Genomic DNA, 15,431 nt, shown 5'->3' with positions numbered 1-15,431 from the left:
CGTTTTGATGACTATATCGACAACGCGGCGATGAGCTAAAAACCGAAAAAGAATCAATAAGAAGGATAAGTTATATGCGGTCGATTGCCGGGCTTACCCTGCCTACAGATTCAGGATTTAAAGCGCTTTCGCCAGATAATGCCGCTGCATGCCCGGATAAGGATAATCCTGCAAAGACATCTGCAGCTGGTACCCCTGTTTTTCATAAAACGGACGCGCCTGGAAGCTGGCGGTGTCGACGAGCGCATGTTTACAGCCGTTGCGTCTGGCTTCCTCTTCGGCCGATTTAATGATCTGGCTACCCACACCGGAACCCCGCACGGTATCGCTGACCCAGAGAAAGTCGATATTCAGCCAGTCGCCTTTACGTACGCCAATTAATCCGCCCAGCATCACGCCATTTTCATCTCGCATGTAAACGCCAATGTCACCGCTAAAATTCGATAGATCGAGAAACTGCCCGTTATAGGCTCTCAGCCCCGTCAGTAACTCCTCTTTCTCTTGCGTGGTGACTGTATCAGTAATGCTCAGGTGCATATTTTTCTCCTTATTTTTCTGTGCCGTTTCACTATCTCACACACTCATCCTGGAGAAAATTCATACTTTCGACTGGAGTCGCTACACTGAATGTAACGATATATTTCATAGGAAGCATGTGACTTCTAAAGGGGGTTTTGATGAAAGCTGCGCACCTGGTCTGCCTGCTGGTTTGTCTGCTCTTCGCCGCGTTTGTCCATGCACAGGAAAAGGACGACCCGGCGAAAGAGGCACAAATAAAGCAGCAGGTCCTTAAAGATATTAAGAAAACCTGTACGCCACAGAAAAAGCAGAGCGATAAAGCCTGGCAGGAGATGATTTTGTCGTCCGAGGCCAATCAACTCCTGATCAAAAACGCCATTACCGCCGTGAAGCGCGACAATCTGGACGCCTACTGGGCTGCGATTGGTCAGGTGGATTGTATGGAAGATTATTAAGTACGCCGCTACGTTTCCCATGACGAGTCTGGTTTAGGGCTCCTGGCTGCACGCCACAGGCAATCGACCCATGTTATGCTGGGAAAAAACCAACATAACAGGGGAGAACATGGGTTCCACACGTAAAGGGATGCTGAACGTCCTGATCGCCGCCGTTTTATGGGGAAGCTCAGGAGTTTGCGCGCAGTACATCATGGAGAAAAGCCATATTTCTTCGCCTTATCTGACCATGGTTCGCCTGCTGTTTACCGGCGTGATCCTGCTTACGCTTTCCTTTGTTCACGGCGACAAGATTTTCTCGGTCATCAAAAATCGAAAAGATGCCCTCAGCCTGCTGATTTTCTCGCTGGTTGGCGCGCTCACCGTGCAGCTCACTTTCCTGCTGACGATTGAAAAATCCAACGCAGCAACCGCCACCGTGCTGCAATTCCTGTCGCCGACCATCATCGTGGCGTGGTTTGCGCTGGCGCGGAAAAAGCGCCCTGGTGTGTTTGTCTTATCCGCGATAATGACGTCGCTTGTCGGCACGTTCCTGCTGGTGACGCATGGCGATCCAACCTCACTTTCTATTTCGCCTGCGGCGCTGTTCTTCGGGATCGCTTCCGCCTTTGCCGCCGCGTTTTATACCACTTACCCGTCAACGCTGATCGCCCGCTACGGCACGTTGCCGATTGTTGGCTGGAGTATGTTGATTGCCGGGGTAATGCTGACCCCGTTCTACGCCGGGCGCGGGACAACGTTTGTCATTGATGGCAGCCTGCTGCTGGCGTTCTTCTACCTGGTGGTGATCGGTACGGCGCTGACGTTCAGCCTGTATCTGAAAGGTGCGCAAATGATTGGCGGACCGAAGGCGAGCATTCTGAGCTGCGCCGAGCCGCTAAGCAGCGCGCTATTGTCGGTTATCCTGCTGGGCGTGGCGTTCACCCTGCCGGACTGGCTGGGCACGCTGCTGATTGTGTCGTCGGTAGTGCTGATTTCGATGGATTCGAGAAGACGGGTTCAGACATCGGCGTAGCCAGATTCCCTCTCCCACGGGAGAGGGAGAAAACCACTACTTCGCTTTAACCTTACCCGCCACCAGCAGCGCCGTCAGCAGCATCAGCGTACCGGAAATAACCAGCGGTGACGTCAACCCCAGATGGTCGAGCGCAACACCGCCGATGGCAGCACCGCAGGTGTTCGCCAGCTGGATCACCGCCACCTGAATCGAACCGGCTTTTTCCGCCTGATCGGCCAGCGAGCGGGTGATCCACGTTGACCAACCCACCGGCACCAGCGCAAAGGCAAAGCCCCAGATAATGGCAATCGCCGACGCCACCCATTTATCGCTACCCCACAGCACCAGAACAGTGGCACTGATAGCCAGCACCAGCGGTGCGCCCGCCAGCGCCACTTTCAGGGAGCGTTTCAGGAACTGGGACGAGAGTGAGGTGCCCACAAAACTGGCGATACCGAAACTCAACAGCACCAGCGTCAGGCCATCCACGTCAAATCCCGCCATGGTCATAAACACCGGGCGGATGTAGGTGAAGAAGGCAAACTGCCCGGCGAAAGACATAAAGATAGCTGTCATCCCCGCCAGCACACCCGGGCGCTTCAGCAGGCTGAACATGTTCTGTTTGTGATGCGCGGCTTCACCGGGCAGAGACGGCAGTGCTTTCCACACCCAGATAATGCACAGAAAACCCATTACCGCCGCCGCATTAAACACGTTTCGCCAGCCGATAATCCCACCAAGGAAACTGCCCAGCGGCGCGGCGATCACCAGAGCAATAGAAACGGCACCAAAGATAACGGACAACGCTTTTGGCACCGTGCGCGCGGGCACCAGGCGCATAGTGAGGGATGCTGACATCGCCCAGAAACCGCCCAGCCCTAATCCCAGGCAGGCGCGTCCAAGCAACAGCAGGGTAAAGTTATTGGCAAAAGAAACCAGCAGGCAGGAGAGCGTTAGCAGCACGCTAAACAGAATAACCACTTTGCGGCGGTCAATGGTACCAATCACCTGGGTGATAAACAGGCTGGCGAACATCGCCACAAAGGCAGTTACGGTAACAGACTGTCCCGCCACACCTTCGGAAATGCCCAGATCCTGCGCCATGGGCGTCAGCAGGCTGACCGGTAAAAACTCAACGGTAATCAGGCAGGCGACGCAGAATGCCACGGAGAAAACCGCCGACCAGTTCGGGCGTGAAACCTCTTTGGTCTGCGGTCTGGTCGTGGGCTGGATATGTTCTGTCATGGCGTCACCTGAAGATAAAAACGTGCGGAAAAGTCGCGCAGTTTATCATCAAAAGTGTGACGAATTTAACGATTTGACAACTTTTGTCGTTTTTAATTTTCCGGGAGGCAGATCGGCGGGAACTGATACCTTTTCAGCATAACGAAAATGAAAATTCAGTATCCACATTTGAGGTGAAACAATCATAGCGTCTGAAAAGGAGAAACTATGAAAACTCGTAACTTATCTCAAAATCTTACTGTTAGTTCTATTGGCTTTGGTGCGATGGGGCTGAGTGAATTTTACGGGCAGACGAATGACTATGCATCACTTGAGGTGTTGCATAAGCTCATTGAACTGAACGTGACTTTCATTGATACCGCAAATCTGTATGGCCGCGGTCACAATGAAAGGCTGATCGGTCACTTTCTTGCCGGGCTGGATAAAAGCACACGCGAGCAGTTTAAAATTGCCACGAAGTGCGGTATCGATCGCTCTCCCGACGAGTCCTATGCCCGCTCCATTAATAACACACCCGACTATATCATCCGTTGCTGTAACGAATCCCTTAAGCGCCTTGGCGTTGAGCGCATCGATCTCTTTTACCTTCACAGAGTGAGCAACGAAACACCGATCGAAGAAAGCATGGATTGCCTGAGTGCGCTCGTTAAAGAAGGTAAAATTAACCATATTGGTCTTTGTGAAGTTTCAGCTTCCACGCTGCGACGAGCCCATGAAGTACATCCTGTCACCGCGCTGCAAACAGAATATTCCCTGTGGACGCGTGATATTGAAGATACCGTTCTGCCGGTCGTGAAAGAGTTGGATATCGGCCTGGTTCCTTACTCGCCTCTCGGTAGAGGCTTCCTTACCGGGAAATACCTGAACAACAGTGATTTTGCAGAGGGTGATTTCCGCAAGAATAACGAGCGTTTTATTCAGTCCAGTCTCGATCATAATCGCCAGCTGCTCGATATCATTACTCCGCTGGCGACAAAATATGGCTGTACCGCAGGTCAGATTGCGCTTGCATGGCTGTTAGCGCAATACGATAAGCTGGTCCCCATTCCGGGCACAAAGCACCTCAATTATCTGACCGAGAATGCGCGCGCTGCCGACATTGTGCTAGAGAATACAGATATTGATTCGTTGAACACTCTTCATCGACAACTAGACATAAAAGGCGATCGCTATTCTGCAGAGGGTATGAAAGGGGTGAATGCCTGATACGTTATCATAAAAATAAAAAAACCGGGTTACCCGGTTTTTTTATGTCTGAAGAACTCATGATATTTTTATTTCTCCGCTGTACCGCCTGCTGCCATTAATTTGGCTCATACGATTTCTCAACGTGAGAGTGTTTAGCAGTAAGACTTGCAGGAACGATCGCAACAAGCAGAACGGAAAGGCCGATGGCTGTACCTGCTACGATATACAGAAGAGGGACCGAGAATGATGACACCATCCAGGCACCCACTGACGCGCCGATACCAATGGCGATATTAAAAATCGAAACATAGAGTGCCGAGGCAGGAAACGTTTTATCTTCCGCCATCCGTAATACCCATGTCTGGAAGCCGACAAAGATGCCTGACACCGCTACACCCCAGATAACCATGGCAGTCAAAATGTATGCGGCAGAGAGCGAAGAACCTGACAATCCCAGGGTGATCAACACTGCACAGATAAGGAGAACGGATAAAGCCACCGTCATCTTAAGATATTTATCAATCAATACCCCGGTCAGGAAATTCCCGGCCAGACCCGCGATACCGTAAACAAAAAGCACAGCCGGAATAAAAGCAGCGGTGAGTAAACTCTGCGTATGTAACCAGGGCTCAATGTAGGTAAATGCGGCAAAGTGGGCGGTAACGGCAAGCAATGTGGCAGAGTAAATTTTCCATAGCGTGGATGATTTCAGCACGCTTTTCAGCGCATCAAGACCAATTGCACTCTTACTGGTGATCTGTGGAACAAGAACAGTAATCCCCACAAAAGCCACGACGCTGAGCGTCGCCATCAGCCAGAATGCCTGTCTCCAGCCGAAATGAATGCCAATATAGTTAGATATCGGTACACCAAACACGCTTGCGGCAGATACGCCGCCAAACACGATTGATGTGGCCGTCCCGATATATCTTGCAGGAACGATGGCTACCGCTGTCACGCCGATCATCGCCCAGAATGCCCCATGCGCAAGTGCACCCAATACGCGTGCACTGAGCAGTACATTGTAAGTGTCTACCGTAGCGGCCAGGACATTGGACATCATAAGAACGACGGTGAGCACCAGTAAAAGACGCTTCTTTGCCACATTCCCCAAAAACACAGAGGCAAACAGTGCACTTAATGCCCCGACCCATGCATAAAGAGAAACGGTCATGCCAATCGCGGATTCTGAAGAATGAAGACCTTCGGCGATAGGCGTTAATAACCCTACAGGTGCCAATTCAGTGGTGACAATGGTGAACGTTGATATTGCCAGAATAAATAAAGCAAGCCACGACTTTATGGTCATCTTTTGCGTAGGTTTTTCTGAATCCATATTACTTACCTCAATAATTATTTAAATAATGCGAATACTAAAAAATTTTAAAGGGCACATTTATCTTGTAATAAAGAGTAATAATTACAGGGAGAATTTATCAACTCAGCGTCCAAATGGAATTATTAAATCTGTAATATAGTTTTTATATTACTATTGAATTAGGTTTTTATTTTAAGCATTACCGTGTAAGATCTGAGACGAGAAAATAGACGAAAATACCTTTTCGCTTTTCAGGATCACCGTTATGGCTACAGCAGAACATTTAATCAGCAATAACCTTCCCAGTATCAAACAATTGCAATGCTTTCTCGCTGTTGCACATGAGTTGAACTTCCGCAAGGCTGCTGAACGTCTGCGGATGACGCAACCCCCCCTGACTCGCCAGATAAAATGTCTTGAAGCCGTTTTGCAGCGCCAGCTTTTCAGTCGGAGTACGCACGACGTCAGCCTCACTGAAGCGGGACGTGCACTGGTGGTACAAGCTGAGAAAATCCTACGCGAAATCAGTGAACTAAAATCGAATTCACTCTCTTCTGAAACCAACCTGCGTATCGGACTCACGCGAACGCTTAATTTTGAATATATTGAACCGGTGAATAGCCAGCTGCAAAAACTGAACGCCGGGGATGATGTCGAAACACCGGACCTGACGTCAGCCCAGCTGCTGCAAAGCTTGTCAAAAAATATGCTGGATCTGGTGTTAACCGGGGAAAAAGGGACAGGCCATGAAGATATTGTTCAGTACCGTTGGGTCTGTCAGGAGCCGTTACTCATCGCCATGCCCTCTTTACACCCTGCCAGCCTGAAAGAAAAAGTCTCCCTCGAAGATATCAGTGACTTACCCATTTTCTGGTTTTCCAGAAGTGCAAACCCTTCATTTTACGACAAATGTGAAAACTACTTCGACACGCTGAAAACACCGCTGAAACGAATAAAAGAGCCGGACGATTCACTCGTGATGCTGAGTCGAATAGCGAGAGGGAAAGGATTTGCGCTGCTACCGCAGTCAAAATGCACCTTCAATCAGGAGGGGCTATGCTACCGGGAGCTAACGGACGATGAAGCAAAGAGATTAAATATTGATATCTACGCGGCAACCCGCCTCAATGAAAACAGAGAAGAAATTCTGAACGCGCAGAATATCTTGTGCGGCAAAATGGCTTAATGCAGGTAAAACACGCCCTCTTCCGGCAAGAAAAGTTGGTTGTAGCGTAGCTGGAAGGCATTAAGTTCCTGCAGATCGGGCTCGATCTCGCGCATAAAGCCGAGCGCGAGTCGGACTTGCGCATCGGTGATTGGCGCAGCCAGGCGGGCTTTACGCAGCATGCGGTGCCAGGTGTGCAGGTTCTCTTCGCTACCATCGACGATGCAGACCTGCCAGATCAGCAACACTTGTGCCGCGTTTTGCAGGTGCGCCTCGTCCGGGCGCTCAAGATAACGAATAAACTCATTCCCCGGCGTTTTGCCAAACTGGTCGATCATCGACTCAACGGGCATCGGGGTGATCCCCAGACGTTCGCTTAAGCGTTTGATGGCGCGTCGGGAATCCGAGGTCAGGATCCGAAATCCGACCACAAACACCACAGCAAGCGTTGCCAGCATTATCCAGACCATGCGTTCTCCTTAGAATAGCCGCTCATCATAGCGGGAAACACACGGCGTCAAAAGCGGGCAGAACCATAATAGTGAACTGAAAAGCACTGGAAAAAGGGCAGGAAAGCCACTTTGGTTTTTATTGGGACGATTGTATATCCACGGTGTATGGTCAATGCCTGGCGGTAACAAATAATCACTTCAGGGAAAGAGCGAACATGTCCATAACAATCAGTGTCTTGCTGGAGAATCGGGCTAACCCCGGCGGTAAAAACTTACTGCGGGCTAAAGCAGGACTTAGCCTGTTTATACAGGATGAAAATGATTCCATCCTGTTTGATACCGGTCCTGATGATAGCTTCCTGTATAACGCTGGTCTAATGGGCATCGATTTGACCCGCCTGACCGCAGCGGTGCTTTCTCACGGGCACTATGACCATTGCGGCGGCGTTCCGTGGTTACCGGATAATTGCCGGATCGTATGCCATCCCCACGTGGCCTGCGAGCGCTACTCGGCAATACCTTTTTTAGGGTATACCGCCAGACTAAAAAAATTGTCGCTGAATAATGATTATTCACGCTATCGCATGGAATACAGCAGTACCCCGCTTCAGATTGGAAAGCGTTTTATGTGGTCAGGGGAGATTCCTGTCGCCAAACCGCACGCATACGGTGTTATCGGCAGAAAAAACGCGAATGCGGACTATGTAAAAGATGAAGGGGTTCTGATTTATAAATCTGACCTTGGACTGATCATTTTTATCGGCTGCGGTCACCGAGGTCTGATGGATATTGTACGTCACTGCCAGAGCATAACTGGCATCAATCACATCCATGCAATTTTCGGTGGTTTCCATCTTCGCAGTGCATCACCTCGTAAGCTCTGGGCAGTCAGGCAGTTTCTACACGGCCTAAAACCGGACAAAATAATGGGCTGCCACTGTACGGGTAAATGGGGCAATTTGTGGTTGCCCGGCACAGTCACCCCGTCAACAGGGGATATTTTTGTTTTGGGGTAGGTCTTAACTCAGTGAATAAAAAAGCCCGGCGGTCAGCCGGGCAAAGAAGTCACCTGCACACTCAGGCTGCTTTCAATTTCTGCTTCTGCGCGCGGTTTTCGCGGCGAATTTTACGTTCTTCCAGCACCGCGACCATCGCCATCAGGACGATACAGCCGATCGCTGCCGCATCCAGCGCGGCGAAGGTGCCAGCCCAGCCGGTGAGGCCGAAAATTGGCGTGCCGTCGGCGATCATCCCCAGACCGAGCTTGGCGAAGCTATCACCAATCAGATAGGCGAAGGTGCCCTTAATCCCATCGGCAGCGCCGATCGCTTTTTTAGGTACGAAACCAACGGCGGCCACGCCGATCAGCAGCTGTGGACCAAACACCAGGAAGCCGAGCGCAAACAGTGACGCCAGGTACACATACTGGTTGCTGGCATGCTGGTAAACGCCCAAGGTGGCGATAATCAGCGCCAGCGCGATGCAGGCCACCAGCGCGCGACGGCCATTGGCGAGATCCGAGAGCCAGCCCCACAGCAGCGTGCCGACCAGCGCGCCCACTTCGAACAGGGTAAAGCCCTGAATCGCGACCTCTTTAGAGAGCTTCAGCTCCTGGAAGGCATACACGGTTGACCACTGGTCGATACCGATACGCACCACGTACAGGAAGATGTTCGAGAAGCAGAGCAGCCAGATCACTTTGTTTTTCAGCACGTACTCAACAAAGATCTGCCACTTGGTCATCTCGTTTTCTTCGGTCTCTTTATCCTCCTCGCTGATCTCCTCGCCAAACAGCTCTTCAGCTTTGCCGAGGCCATAAGATTCCGGGGAATCGCTACCGAAGCGCAGACCGATAAAACCGACGATCAGGGCGATAATAGACGGGAAGATAAACATGCCGATCACATGGCCGTCGAACAGATAGTTGGCACCGAACAGCGCCACGCCTGCCGCCCCCGCACCACCGAGGTTGTGGGAGATGTTCCACATGCCAAGATACGAACCACGCTTGCGGCGCGGCGTCCATTTGGTGATGGTGGAATAGCTGCACGACCCGCCGGTACTCTGGAAGAAACCGCTCAGGGCGTAGAAGGCGATCATCAGGAACAGGCTAACCGAACCTGCGCCCATGCTGGCGCTAAAGCCGAGCATACAGATGGCGGAGAGGATCAGCATAAACGGCAGGAACTGCTTGGTGTTTTTGCCGTCAGCGTAATAGGAAACCAGCGTTTTACCCACGCCGTAGGTGATGGAGAAGCCCAGGCCAATCATCCCCAGCTGCGTCATGCTCAGCCCGTAGGTGGAGATCATGTCGTTCTGCGCGATGTTAAAGTTTTTGCGGATCAGGTACATGGTCAGGTAGCCAATAAAGACCACCAGGTAGGACTGCATGAACGGTTTGAACCACATTTTACGCCGCACGTCGAGCGGCAGATCCAGGGTCGGCTTGCGCACCTGGTTTAAGAAGGCCAGCATGGTTTGCTCCTGAGCTGATTTTTATACCTGCGAATGGCAGGCATTGTAAAAATCAGCCGGGAGAGACGCCTGAGACAGCGTCCAGGTGAAACCGGGAATATTTCCTAGTTTTGCCCCATTCGGGGCGAAAAGGTGAGACGTATCACGCTTCGCGCGGCACCTGGGCGTGCAAAAACGGCAACAGCAGCAGAGCAGAAACCCCCGCCGCGATGGCGATCACCGCGAAGAAACCGCTCCAGTGCCAGATGTCGATGACCCGCGCCAGCGGCCAGCCGGAGAGCGATGCGCCAAGGTAGGCAAACAGCCCGACAAAGCCCGTCGCCGCACCGGCCGCCTCTTTGTGCGAGCACTCCGCCGCCGCCATGCCGATCAGCATCTGCGGACCAAACACAAAGAAACCGGTGGTGAAGAAGCACGCCGCCTGCATCACGTAGCTGGCAAACGGCATCAGCCACAGCGAGCCTACCGAGAGCAAAATCCCGGCAGCAAAAATGAGATTCATCGGGCCACGGTTGCCGTTGAACAGCTTGTCCGATCCCCAGCCCGCCACCAGCGCGCCGATAAACCCACCCAGTTCAAACATGGTCACCGCCGAGTTGGCCGTCACCAGATCCACGCCAAGCGTCTCGGACATGTACAAATTACCCCAGTCGTTGATCGCCGCGCGCACCACGTAGACCAGCACGTAACAGAGCGACAGCAGCCAGATATAGGGGTTCTTCAGCACGTATTTGGTGAGGATTTCTTTACGGGTTAACCCCGCCCCTTCCTGCTGCTGGGCAATTTCCATCTCATCATGACGCCAGTCACCCACCGCGGGAAGTCCTACGGTCTGCGGCCTGTCGCGCAAACGCCAGCAGAGGAACAACCCGGCGATAATCGCTAACCCGCCCGCAATCATCATGCCTGCACGCCAGCCGTAATGCAGCGCCGCTGCGCCGACGACGATGGGGATCAGCGCACCACCCACGTTATGCGCGGTGTTCCAGACTGCCCACCAGCCGCCACGCTCGTTGCGCGAGTACCAGGTGGTAAGTAATCGGGCACAAACCGGCGCGCCCCAGCCCTGGAAAAAGGCGTTCAGCGCCCACAGCAGCGCAAAAGCCCACAGCGAGGTGGAAAAACCAAACAGGATATTCACCACTCCCGTGGCAATCAGCCCGAAGCCCATAAAATAGCGGGCGTTGGAGCGGTCGCTGACGATACCCGAGAAGAACTTCGACAGGCCATAGGTGATGTAAAACAGCGTCGCCAGCAGGCCGATATCGGTGCGGGCCATCACGCCGCTGGCGAGGATCTCCGGTGCGGCGGCGTTGAAGCTTTTGCGGGTGAAGTAGAACAGAGCATAGCCGAGCCAGATGGTGATCAGGATATGGCGACGCCAGTAACGATAGCGGGCGTCAATTTCATTTTTATCGCCGATCGGGGTGGCATTAGCCGGGGCTTTAAACATGGTAACTCCTCAGCGGCAAACTGACGCTGACGCGCGTTCCGTGGGTGCAGGAGATATTCAGCGTGCCGCCCAGCGCCTTCACGCGCTCGCGCATCCCCGCCAGACCAAATCCCTGCTGGCCGGAGCCCGGCGGCAGGCCGCAGCCGTCATCTTCAATTACCAGCATCAGACGCTCGTCCTGCTGCCAGGCCTGCAACGTTACCGCGCTGGCATTGGCGTGCTTCACAATATTATTCAGCCCTTCCTGACACACCCGAAACAGCGTCACACGCTGGCCTTCACTCAGCAGCGACTCTTCAATCCGCCAGTCGAGATGGCTGACAATCCCGCGACTTTCCAACTCCATCTCGCGCATGAGCGATCGCACCGCCTGCTCCAGAGACAAATCATCCAGCTGGCGTGGACGTAACCTTCCGAGCAAACGCCTTACCGAGTCATACACACCCAGCGAGAGCTGTTCGATATGCGCTCCGCCCTGCTTCACACCGGCGTTTTCCGCCGCCAGACGCTGAACAATACCCGCCTGCGTGCGAATGGCGGTAATGGTCTGGCCGATGTCGTCGTGCAGTTCGCGCGCGACCTCCTGCCGTACGCTCTCTTCGGTTTCCAGCAGGCGTTCCGCCAGACGACGGTTGCGCGCCAGCTCGGTTTGCAACGACTGATTCAGTTCACGCAGCCGTTGAATGCCCGCCCCGAGCAGCAGCCCGGTCAGACTTTGCGCCAGCAACGAGAGCAATAAATCTACCGGATGATCGTGCCAGGTCTGGCTGGCAATCAGCGCAATAGCGTTCATCAGGGTGGCGATAAGCGCCCCTTGCCAGCCGTAATGCCAGGCAAGCGCAATAATCGGCAGGGCCAGGCAAAACGGCGTAAAGCGCGAGAGCTCAGCGGGCAGACCAAGCTGCAACCACAGGCTCACCACGAACAACAGCAGATACCAGATGAGGTGCCGTGCGCGCCAGTTCACCGGCTGAGAAACCAGCGCGGGGCCCAGCGGCTGCCAGACGGTACTGGTGAGGTAATGCCAGATCACCAGACAGGTTGGCGCGAGCGTCAGGCCGCCGGTAAGGGTCAGTAGCAGAGCGTTGAGCATCTCTTTCTCGCCGACCCACGGGAGAGATTGCAGCAGCGCGGCGGCAATCAGCGCCGCCCCCTGACGCAACAGCGTGCGCCAGTCGCGCTGGTGGCGGTAGCGGGAAATAAGGGCAACAGGGAGAAGCGTGAGCAGGCTTCCGGTCATCAATAAGGGCAGATGCGCCAGCGCCACTTCTTGTGCCAGCCAGACCAGCATCAGCCATTCTGCGCCCAGCAAAACGGGCCAGTAGCCACGCGGGCACTGCAGCATTAACCCCAGACGCAGGCCGAATGGGAACAGCAGTACTGCCAGTTCCGGGCGCTCCACCAGATGCAGGCTGATGCTCCACAGGCAAAACCAGGCGGCAGAGAAGATAAAAAAGCTGGCGACGACGGCGATCAGCCGCGAAAGCACGGGGCTCATTGCCAGCTATCAAACATGCGGCGCGCCAGCTCGACGTCGTTGCTGACGTTGAGTTTTTCCATCAGGTTGGCGCGGTGAACGTGAACCGTTTTCGGCGACAGATCCAGCTCAGCGGCAATCTCTTTCACCGACATCCCCTGAGCGAGCTTCTCCGCCACCTGCCGCTCGCGTTTGGTCAGCGGATCTTGTCGCCCGGCGGCCAGCTTGATGGCGATATCCGGCGTCAGGTAGCAGCCGCCGGTGGAGACGGTGCGCACGGCGGCGATCAGTTCGTCCGGGCTACAGCGTTTTGAAAGGAACCCGCGCGCCCCCGCATTGAGCGCCTGCTCCACCAGCGCCGGGCTGTCATGGACCGAAAGCATAATGATCGCCATTCCCTTCGGTAACTGACTCAGCAGTTCCAGCCCGGAGAGATCCGGCATTGAGATGTCACAAATACAGACCTGCACGCCACGTCCGGGTAAACCCGCCAGCGCCTCGCGCCCGGAGCCGAACTCTGCGACGACCTGAAAATCAGGTTCAAGGTTCAAAAGCTGAGCAAATCCGGAGCGGACGATAAGGTGGTCGTCGATAAGAGCGATGGTCGTCATGGCGCGTTCCTGGCGAGCAGATAAAAAAACGCGCTTACCTTAACGATAAGCGCGTGGGTGTTCAAGCAATGAGCGATTTATTCGAAGAACACCGCAATTTTATTAAACATGGTAGGATCGGACTGGTTGCGCGCCACTTTGGTGACATCTTCCAGCTTATCGATCTGCGCCATCATCTGTTCCAGGCGCTGATCGTCGTTGACCAGCAGCCAGATGCGGCTGTGCTCGCTGCCCTGAATCGGCAGACAGAGAATGCCTTCAACGTTAAACGCGCGACGGGCGAATAGCCCACAGACGTGCGTCATGACGCCAGGGTGGTTGCGGACGGTGAGTTCCAGAATGACGTTATCATGTTGTTTCTGCATGGCTTATTCCCCCACCATCTCAGTATTTGCCGCACCCGGCGGCACCATCGGATACACTTTTTGTTCAGGGTCGATACGCACGTGGATCAGCGCCGGGCCCGGGCGTGAAATCGCTTCCTGCAATGCCGCGTGGGCATCCTCTTCAGCGTTCAAATCGCAGGTATGCAGGCCAAAGCCGGCGGCAATCTGCATAAAGTTGATCATACCGGGATAGGTCGCGGCAAACACGCCCTGCTTATAGAACAGGCTCTGCTGCTGATGCACCAGCCCCAGCGCTTCGTTGTTCATCAGGATGATTTTGACGTCTAACTGGTTTTCGGCCGCGGTCGCCATTTCCTGAATGTTCATCATCAGGCTGCCGTCGCCGGAGAAACAGATAACCTTGCGGTCCGGATTCGCCAGCGCCGCGCCTACTGCCGCAGGCAGGCCAAAGCCCATGGTCCCGAGGCCGCCAGAGGTCAGCCACTGGCGCGGACGGTTCAGCGGGTAGGCCTGCGCGGTCCACATCTGATGCTGTCCTACGTCGGTGGTGATGATCGCGCTGTCGTCCACGCAGGCAGCCACGGCGTTAATCAGCCCGTAGTGGCTGAGTGGGTCACCTTCCGTTGGGATTGCACCAGGGAATTCCTGTTGCAGGTCGGCTACCAGCTGACGCCACTCTTCACGCCCGGTCGCCTCAGTTTGCGGGATCAGCTGTGCCAGTACCTCGGCAACGTCACCCTGAATCGCGACGTGCGGCTGTTTAATTTTACCCAGCTCGGCGCGATCGATATCCACGTGAATGATTTTGGCATTCGGACAGAACTGCTCGGTTTTACCAATCGCCCGGTCATCAAAACGTGCGCCGAGAACAATCAGCAAATCAGCCTCTTGCAGAATGTAGTTGGTGCTGCGCGCACCGTGCATCCCCAGCATCCCCAGTGACAGCGGGTGCGCTTTCGGGAGCATACCAAGCGCCATCAGCGTCATAGTGGTGGGCAGGTTGGCTTTCTCTGCCAGCTCACGCACCGCGTCAGAGGCATTAATCGCCCCGCCGCCCAGATAGAGCACCGGGCGTTTGGCGGCGTTAATCATGGCTGCGGCGTCACGTACGCTTTCAGCGCTGAATTCCGGGGCAGGGGCACGGCCGCCCGGCTCAGGCAGTACGTCGATCTCGATCTCTGCGGTCTGGACATCCTTAGGAATGTCTATCCACACCGGGCCTGGACGGCCGGACTGCGCAATGCGGAACGCATCGCTGATAACCTGAGGAAGCTCGGCGATATCGCGAACTAAATAGTTATGTTTGGTGATGGGGATAGAGATGCCGTAGGTATCCACTTCCTGGAACGCATCAGTACCAATCATTGAGGATGGTACCTGACCGGTAATGCAGATCAGCGGGATGGAGTCGAGACGCGCATCGGCAATGGCGGTCACCAGGTTGGTCGCCCCGGGGCCGCTACAGGCCATACAGACCGCCGGTTTGCCCTGCGTACGCGCCATGCCCTGGGCGATAAATCCCGCCCCCTGCTCGTGACGCGCCAGTACGTGGCGGATCTGCGTGCTTTGGCTTAACGCATCATACAACGGCAGTACCGTCCCGCCAGGGATACCCGCAACCGTGGTGATGCCCTGTCGTTCCAGTAAATGAACGATTAACTGCGCGCCAGTAAAACGCGTCTTGGTGGATGTTGTGCCCGAACTTGCCATGCTCCAGTCCTTTTCTTCT

15 protein-coding genes are annotated in these 15,431 nt (G+C 54.3%); 5 read left to right on the top strand and 10 right to left on the bottom strand.

Annotation, left to right across the window (positions count from 1 at the left end):
- Nucleotides 1-117 precede the first annotated feature (117 nt).
- A complete protein-coding gene (locus tag ACJ9Y9_RS00290; RefSeq protein WP_028017816.1) occupies nucleotides 118-537 on the bottom strand; it encodes a GNAT family N-acetyltransferase in 420 nt (139 codons plus the stop codon).
- Between the two features lie 140 nt (nucleotides 538-677).
- Here ACJ9Y9_RS00290 and ACJ9Y9_RS00285 point away from each other — a divergent pair, with 140 nt between their 5' ends.
- Nucleotides 678-974 carry a YicS family protein gene (locus tag ACJ9Y9_RS00285; protein ID WP_028017815.1) on the top strand — a complete coding sequence of 99 codons (297 nt, stop codon included), beginning with the start codon at nucleotides 678-680 and terminating at the stop codon, nucleotides 972-974.
- Between the two features lie 109 nt (nucleotides 975-1,083).
- A complete protein-coding gene (locus tag ACJ9Y9_RS00280; RefSeq protein WP_028017814.1) occupies nucleotides 1,084-1,989 on the top strand; it encodes a DMT family transporter in 906 nt (301 codons plus the stop codon).
- 36 nt (nucleotides 1,990-2,025) lie between these two features.
- Here ACJ9Y9_RS00280 and nepI read toward each other — a convergent pair whose 3' ends face one another.
- Nucleotides 2,026-3,216 (bottom strand): purine ribonucleoside efflux pump NepI, encoded by a 1,191-nt coding sequence (gene nepI, locus ACJ9Y9_RS00275; protein ID WP_028017813.1) that lies wholly within the window; start codon nucleotides 3,214-3,216, stop codon nucleotides 2,026-2,028.
- Between the two features lie 207 nt (nucleotides 3,217-3,423).
- On the opposite strand from nepI, the gene ACJ9Y9_RS00270 reads away from it, so the two are divergent.
- A complete protein-coding gene (locus tag ACJ9Y9_RS00270) occupies nucleotides 3,424-4,422 on the top strand; it encodes an aldo/keto reductase (protein WP_028017812.1) in 999 nt (332 codons plus the stop codon).
- 97 nt (nucleotides 4,423-4,519) lie between these two features.
- Here ACJ9Y9_RS00270 and ACJ9Y9_RS00265 read toward each other — a convergent pair whose 3' ends face one another.
- Nucleotides 4,520-5,740 carry an MFS transporter gene (locus ACJ9Y9_RS00265; RefSeq protein WP_028017811.1) on the bottom strand — a complete coding sequence of 407 codons (1,221 nt, stop codon included), beginning with the start codon at nucleotides 5,738-5,740 and terminating at the stop codon, nucleotides 4,520-4,522.
- A 247-nt stretch (nucleotides 5,741-5,987) separates the two neighbouring features.
- On the opposite strand from ACJ9Y9_RS00265, the gene ACJ9Y9_RS00260 reads away from it, so the two are divergent.
- The gene (locus ACJ9Y9_RS00260; RefSeq protein WP_028017810.1) at nucleotides 5,988-6,908 is read left to right on the top strand and encodes a LysR family transcriptional regulator; all 921 of its coding nucleotides are present in this window, start codon (nucleotides 5,988-5,990) and stop codon (nucleotides 6,906-6,908) included.
- Here ACJ9Y9_RS00260 and ACJ9Y9_RS00255 read toward each other — a convergent pair.
- On the bottom strand, nucleotides 6,905-7,357 hold the full coding sequence (locus tag ACJ9Y9_RS00255) for a DUF1198 domain-containing protein (protein ID WP_028017809.1): 453 nt from the start codon (nucleotides 7,355-7,357) through the stop codon (nucleotides 6,905-6,907). The two genes, ACJ9Y9_RS00260 and ACJ9Y9_RS00255, sit on opposite strands and share 4 nt — an antisense overlap.
- Nucleotides 7,358-7,554: 197 nt before the next feature.
- On the opposite strand from ACJ9Y9_RS00255, the gene ACJ9Y9_RS00250 reads away from it, so the two are divergent.
- A complete protein-coding gene (locus ACJ9Y9_RS00250) occupies nucleotides 7,555-8,355 on the top strand; it encodes an MBL fold metallo-hydrolase (protein ID WP_028017808.1) in 801 nt (266 codons plus the stop codon).
- Nucleotides 8,356-8,416: 61 nt separating this feature from the next.
- Here the strand turns inward: ACJ9Y9_RS00250 and uhpT are convergent, their stop codons facing one another.
- The 6 genes from uhpT to ilvB all read right to left on the bottom strand — a co-directional run bounded on the left by uhpT (nucleotide 8,417) and on the right by ilvB (nucleotide 15,412).
- Entirely contained in the window at nucleotides 8,417-9,814 is a 1,398-nt protein-coding gene (gene uhpT / locus ACJ9Y9_RS00245; RefSeq protein ID WP_028017807.1) for a hexose-6-phosphate:phosphate antiporter, read from the bottom strand.
- A gap of 142 nt (nucleotides 9,815-9,956) precedes the next feature.
- Nucleotides 9,957-11,267, bottom strand: coding sequence for an MFS transporter (locus tag ACJ9Y9_RS00240; RefSeq protein WP_028017806.1), 1,311 nt, complete (start codon nucleotides 11,265-11,267; stop codon nucleotides 9,957-9,959).
- Complete coding sequence (gene uhpB / locus ACJ9Y9_RS00235; RefSeq protein WP_028017805.1) at nucleotides 11,260-12,765, bottom strand: signal transduction histidine-protein kinase/phosphatase UhpB; 1,506 nt, start codon at nucleotides 12,763-12,765, stop codon at nucleotides 11,260-11,262. Before uhpB ends, ACJ9Y9_RS00240 begins: the two co-directional genes overlap by 8 nt.
- Complete coding sequence (uhpA, locus tag ACJ9Y9_RS00230) at nucleotides 12,762-13,355, bottom strand: transcriptional regulator UhpA (RefSeq protein ID WP_028017804.1); 594 nt, start codon at nucleotides 13,353-13,355, stop codon at nucleotides 12,762-12,764. Before uhpA ends, uhpB begins: the two co-directional genes overlap by 4 nt.
- 77 nt (nucleotides 13,356-13,432) lie before the next feature.
- Complete coding sequence (gene ilvN, locus ACJ9Y9_RS00225) at nucleotides 13,433-13,720, bottom strand: acetolactate synthase small subunit (protein ID WP_010426528.1); 288 nt, start codon at nucleotides 13,718-13,720, stop codon at nucleotides 13,433-13,435.
- 3 nt (nucleotides 13,721-13,723) lie between these two features.
- A complete protein-coding gene (gene ilvB, locus ACJ9Y9_RS00220; protein WP_028017803.1) occupies nucleotides 13,724-15,412 on the bottom strand; it encodes an acetolactate synthase large subunit in 1,689 nt (562 codons plus the stop codon).
- Nucleotides 15,413-15,431: the final 19 nt, after the last annotated feature.

The sequence above is a fragment of the Enterobacter sp. CPE_E1241 genome (genome assembly GCF_045618265.1).
GTDB lineage: Bacteria > Pseudomonadota > Gammaproteobacteria > Enterobacterales > Enterobacteriaceae > Enterobacter > Enterobacter adelaidei.
The sequence above is the reverse complement of the archived record's forward strand: the minus strand, read 5'-3'. Positions and strand labels throughout refer to the sequence as shown.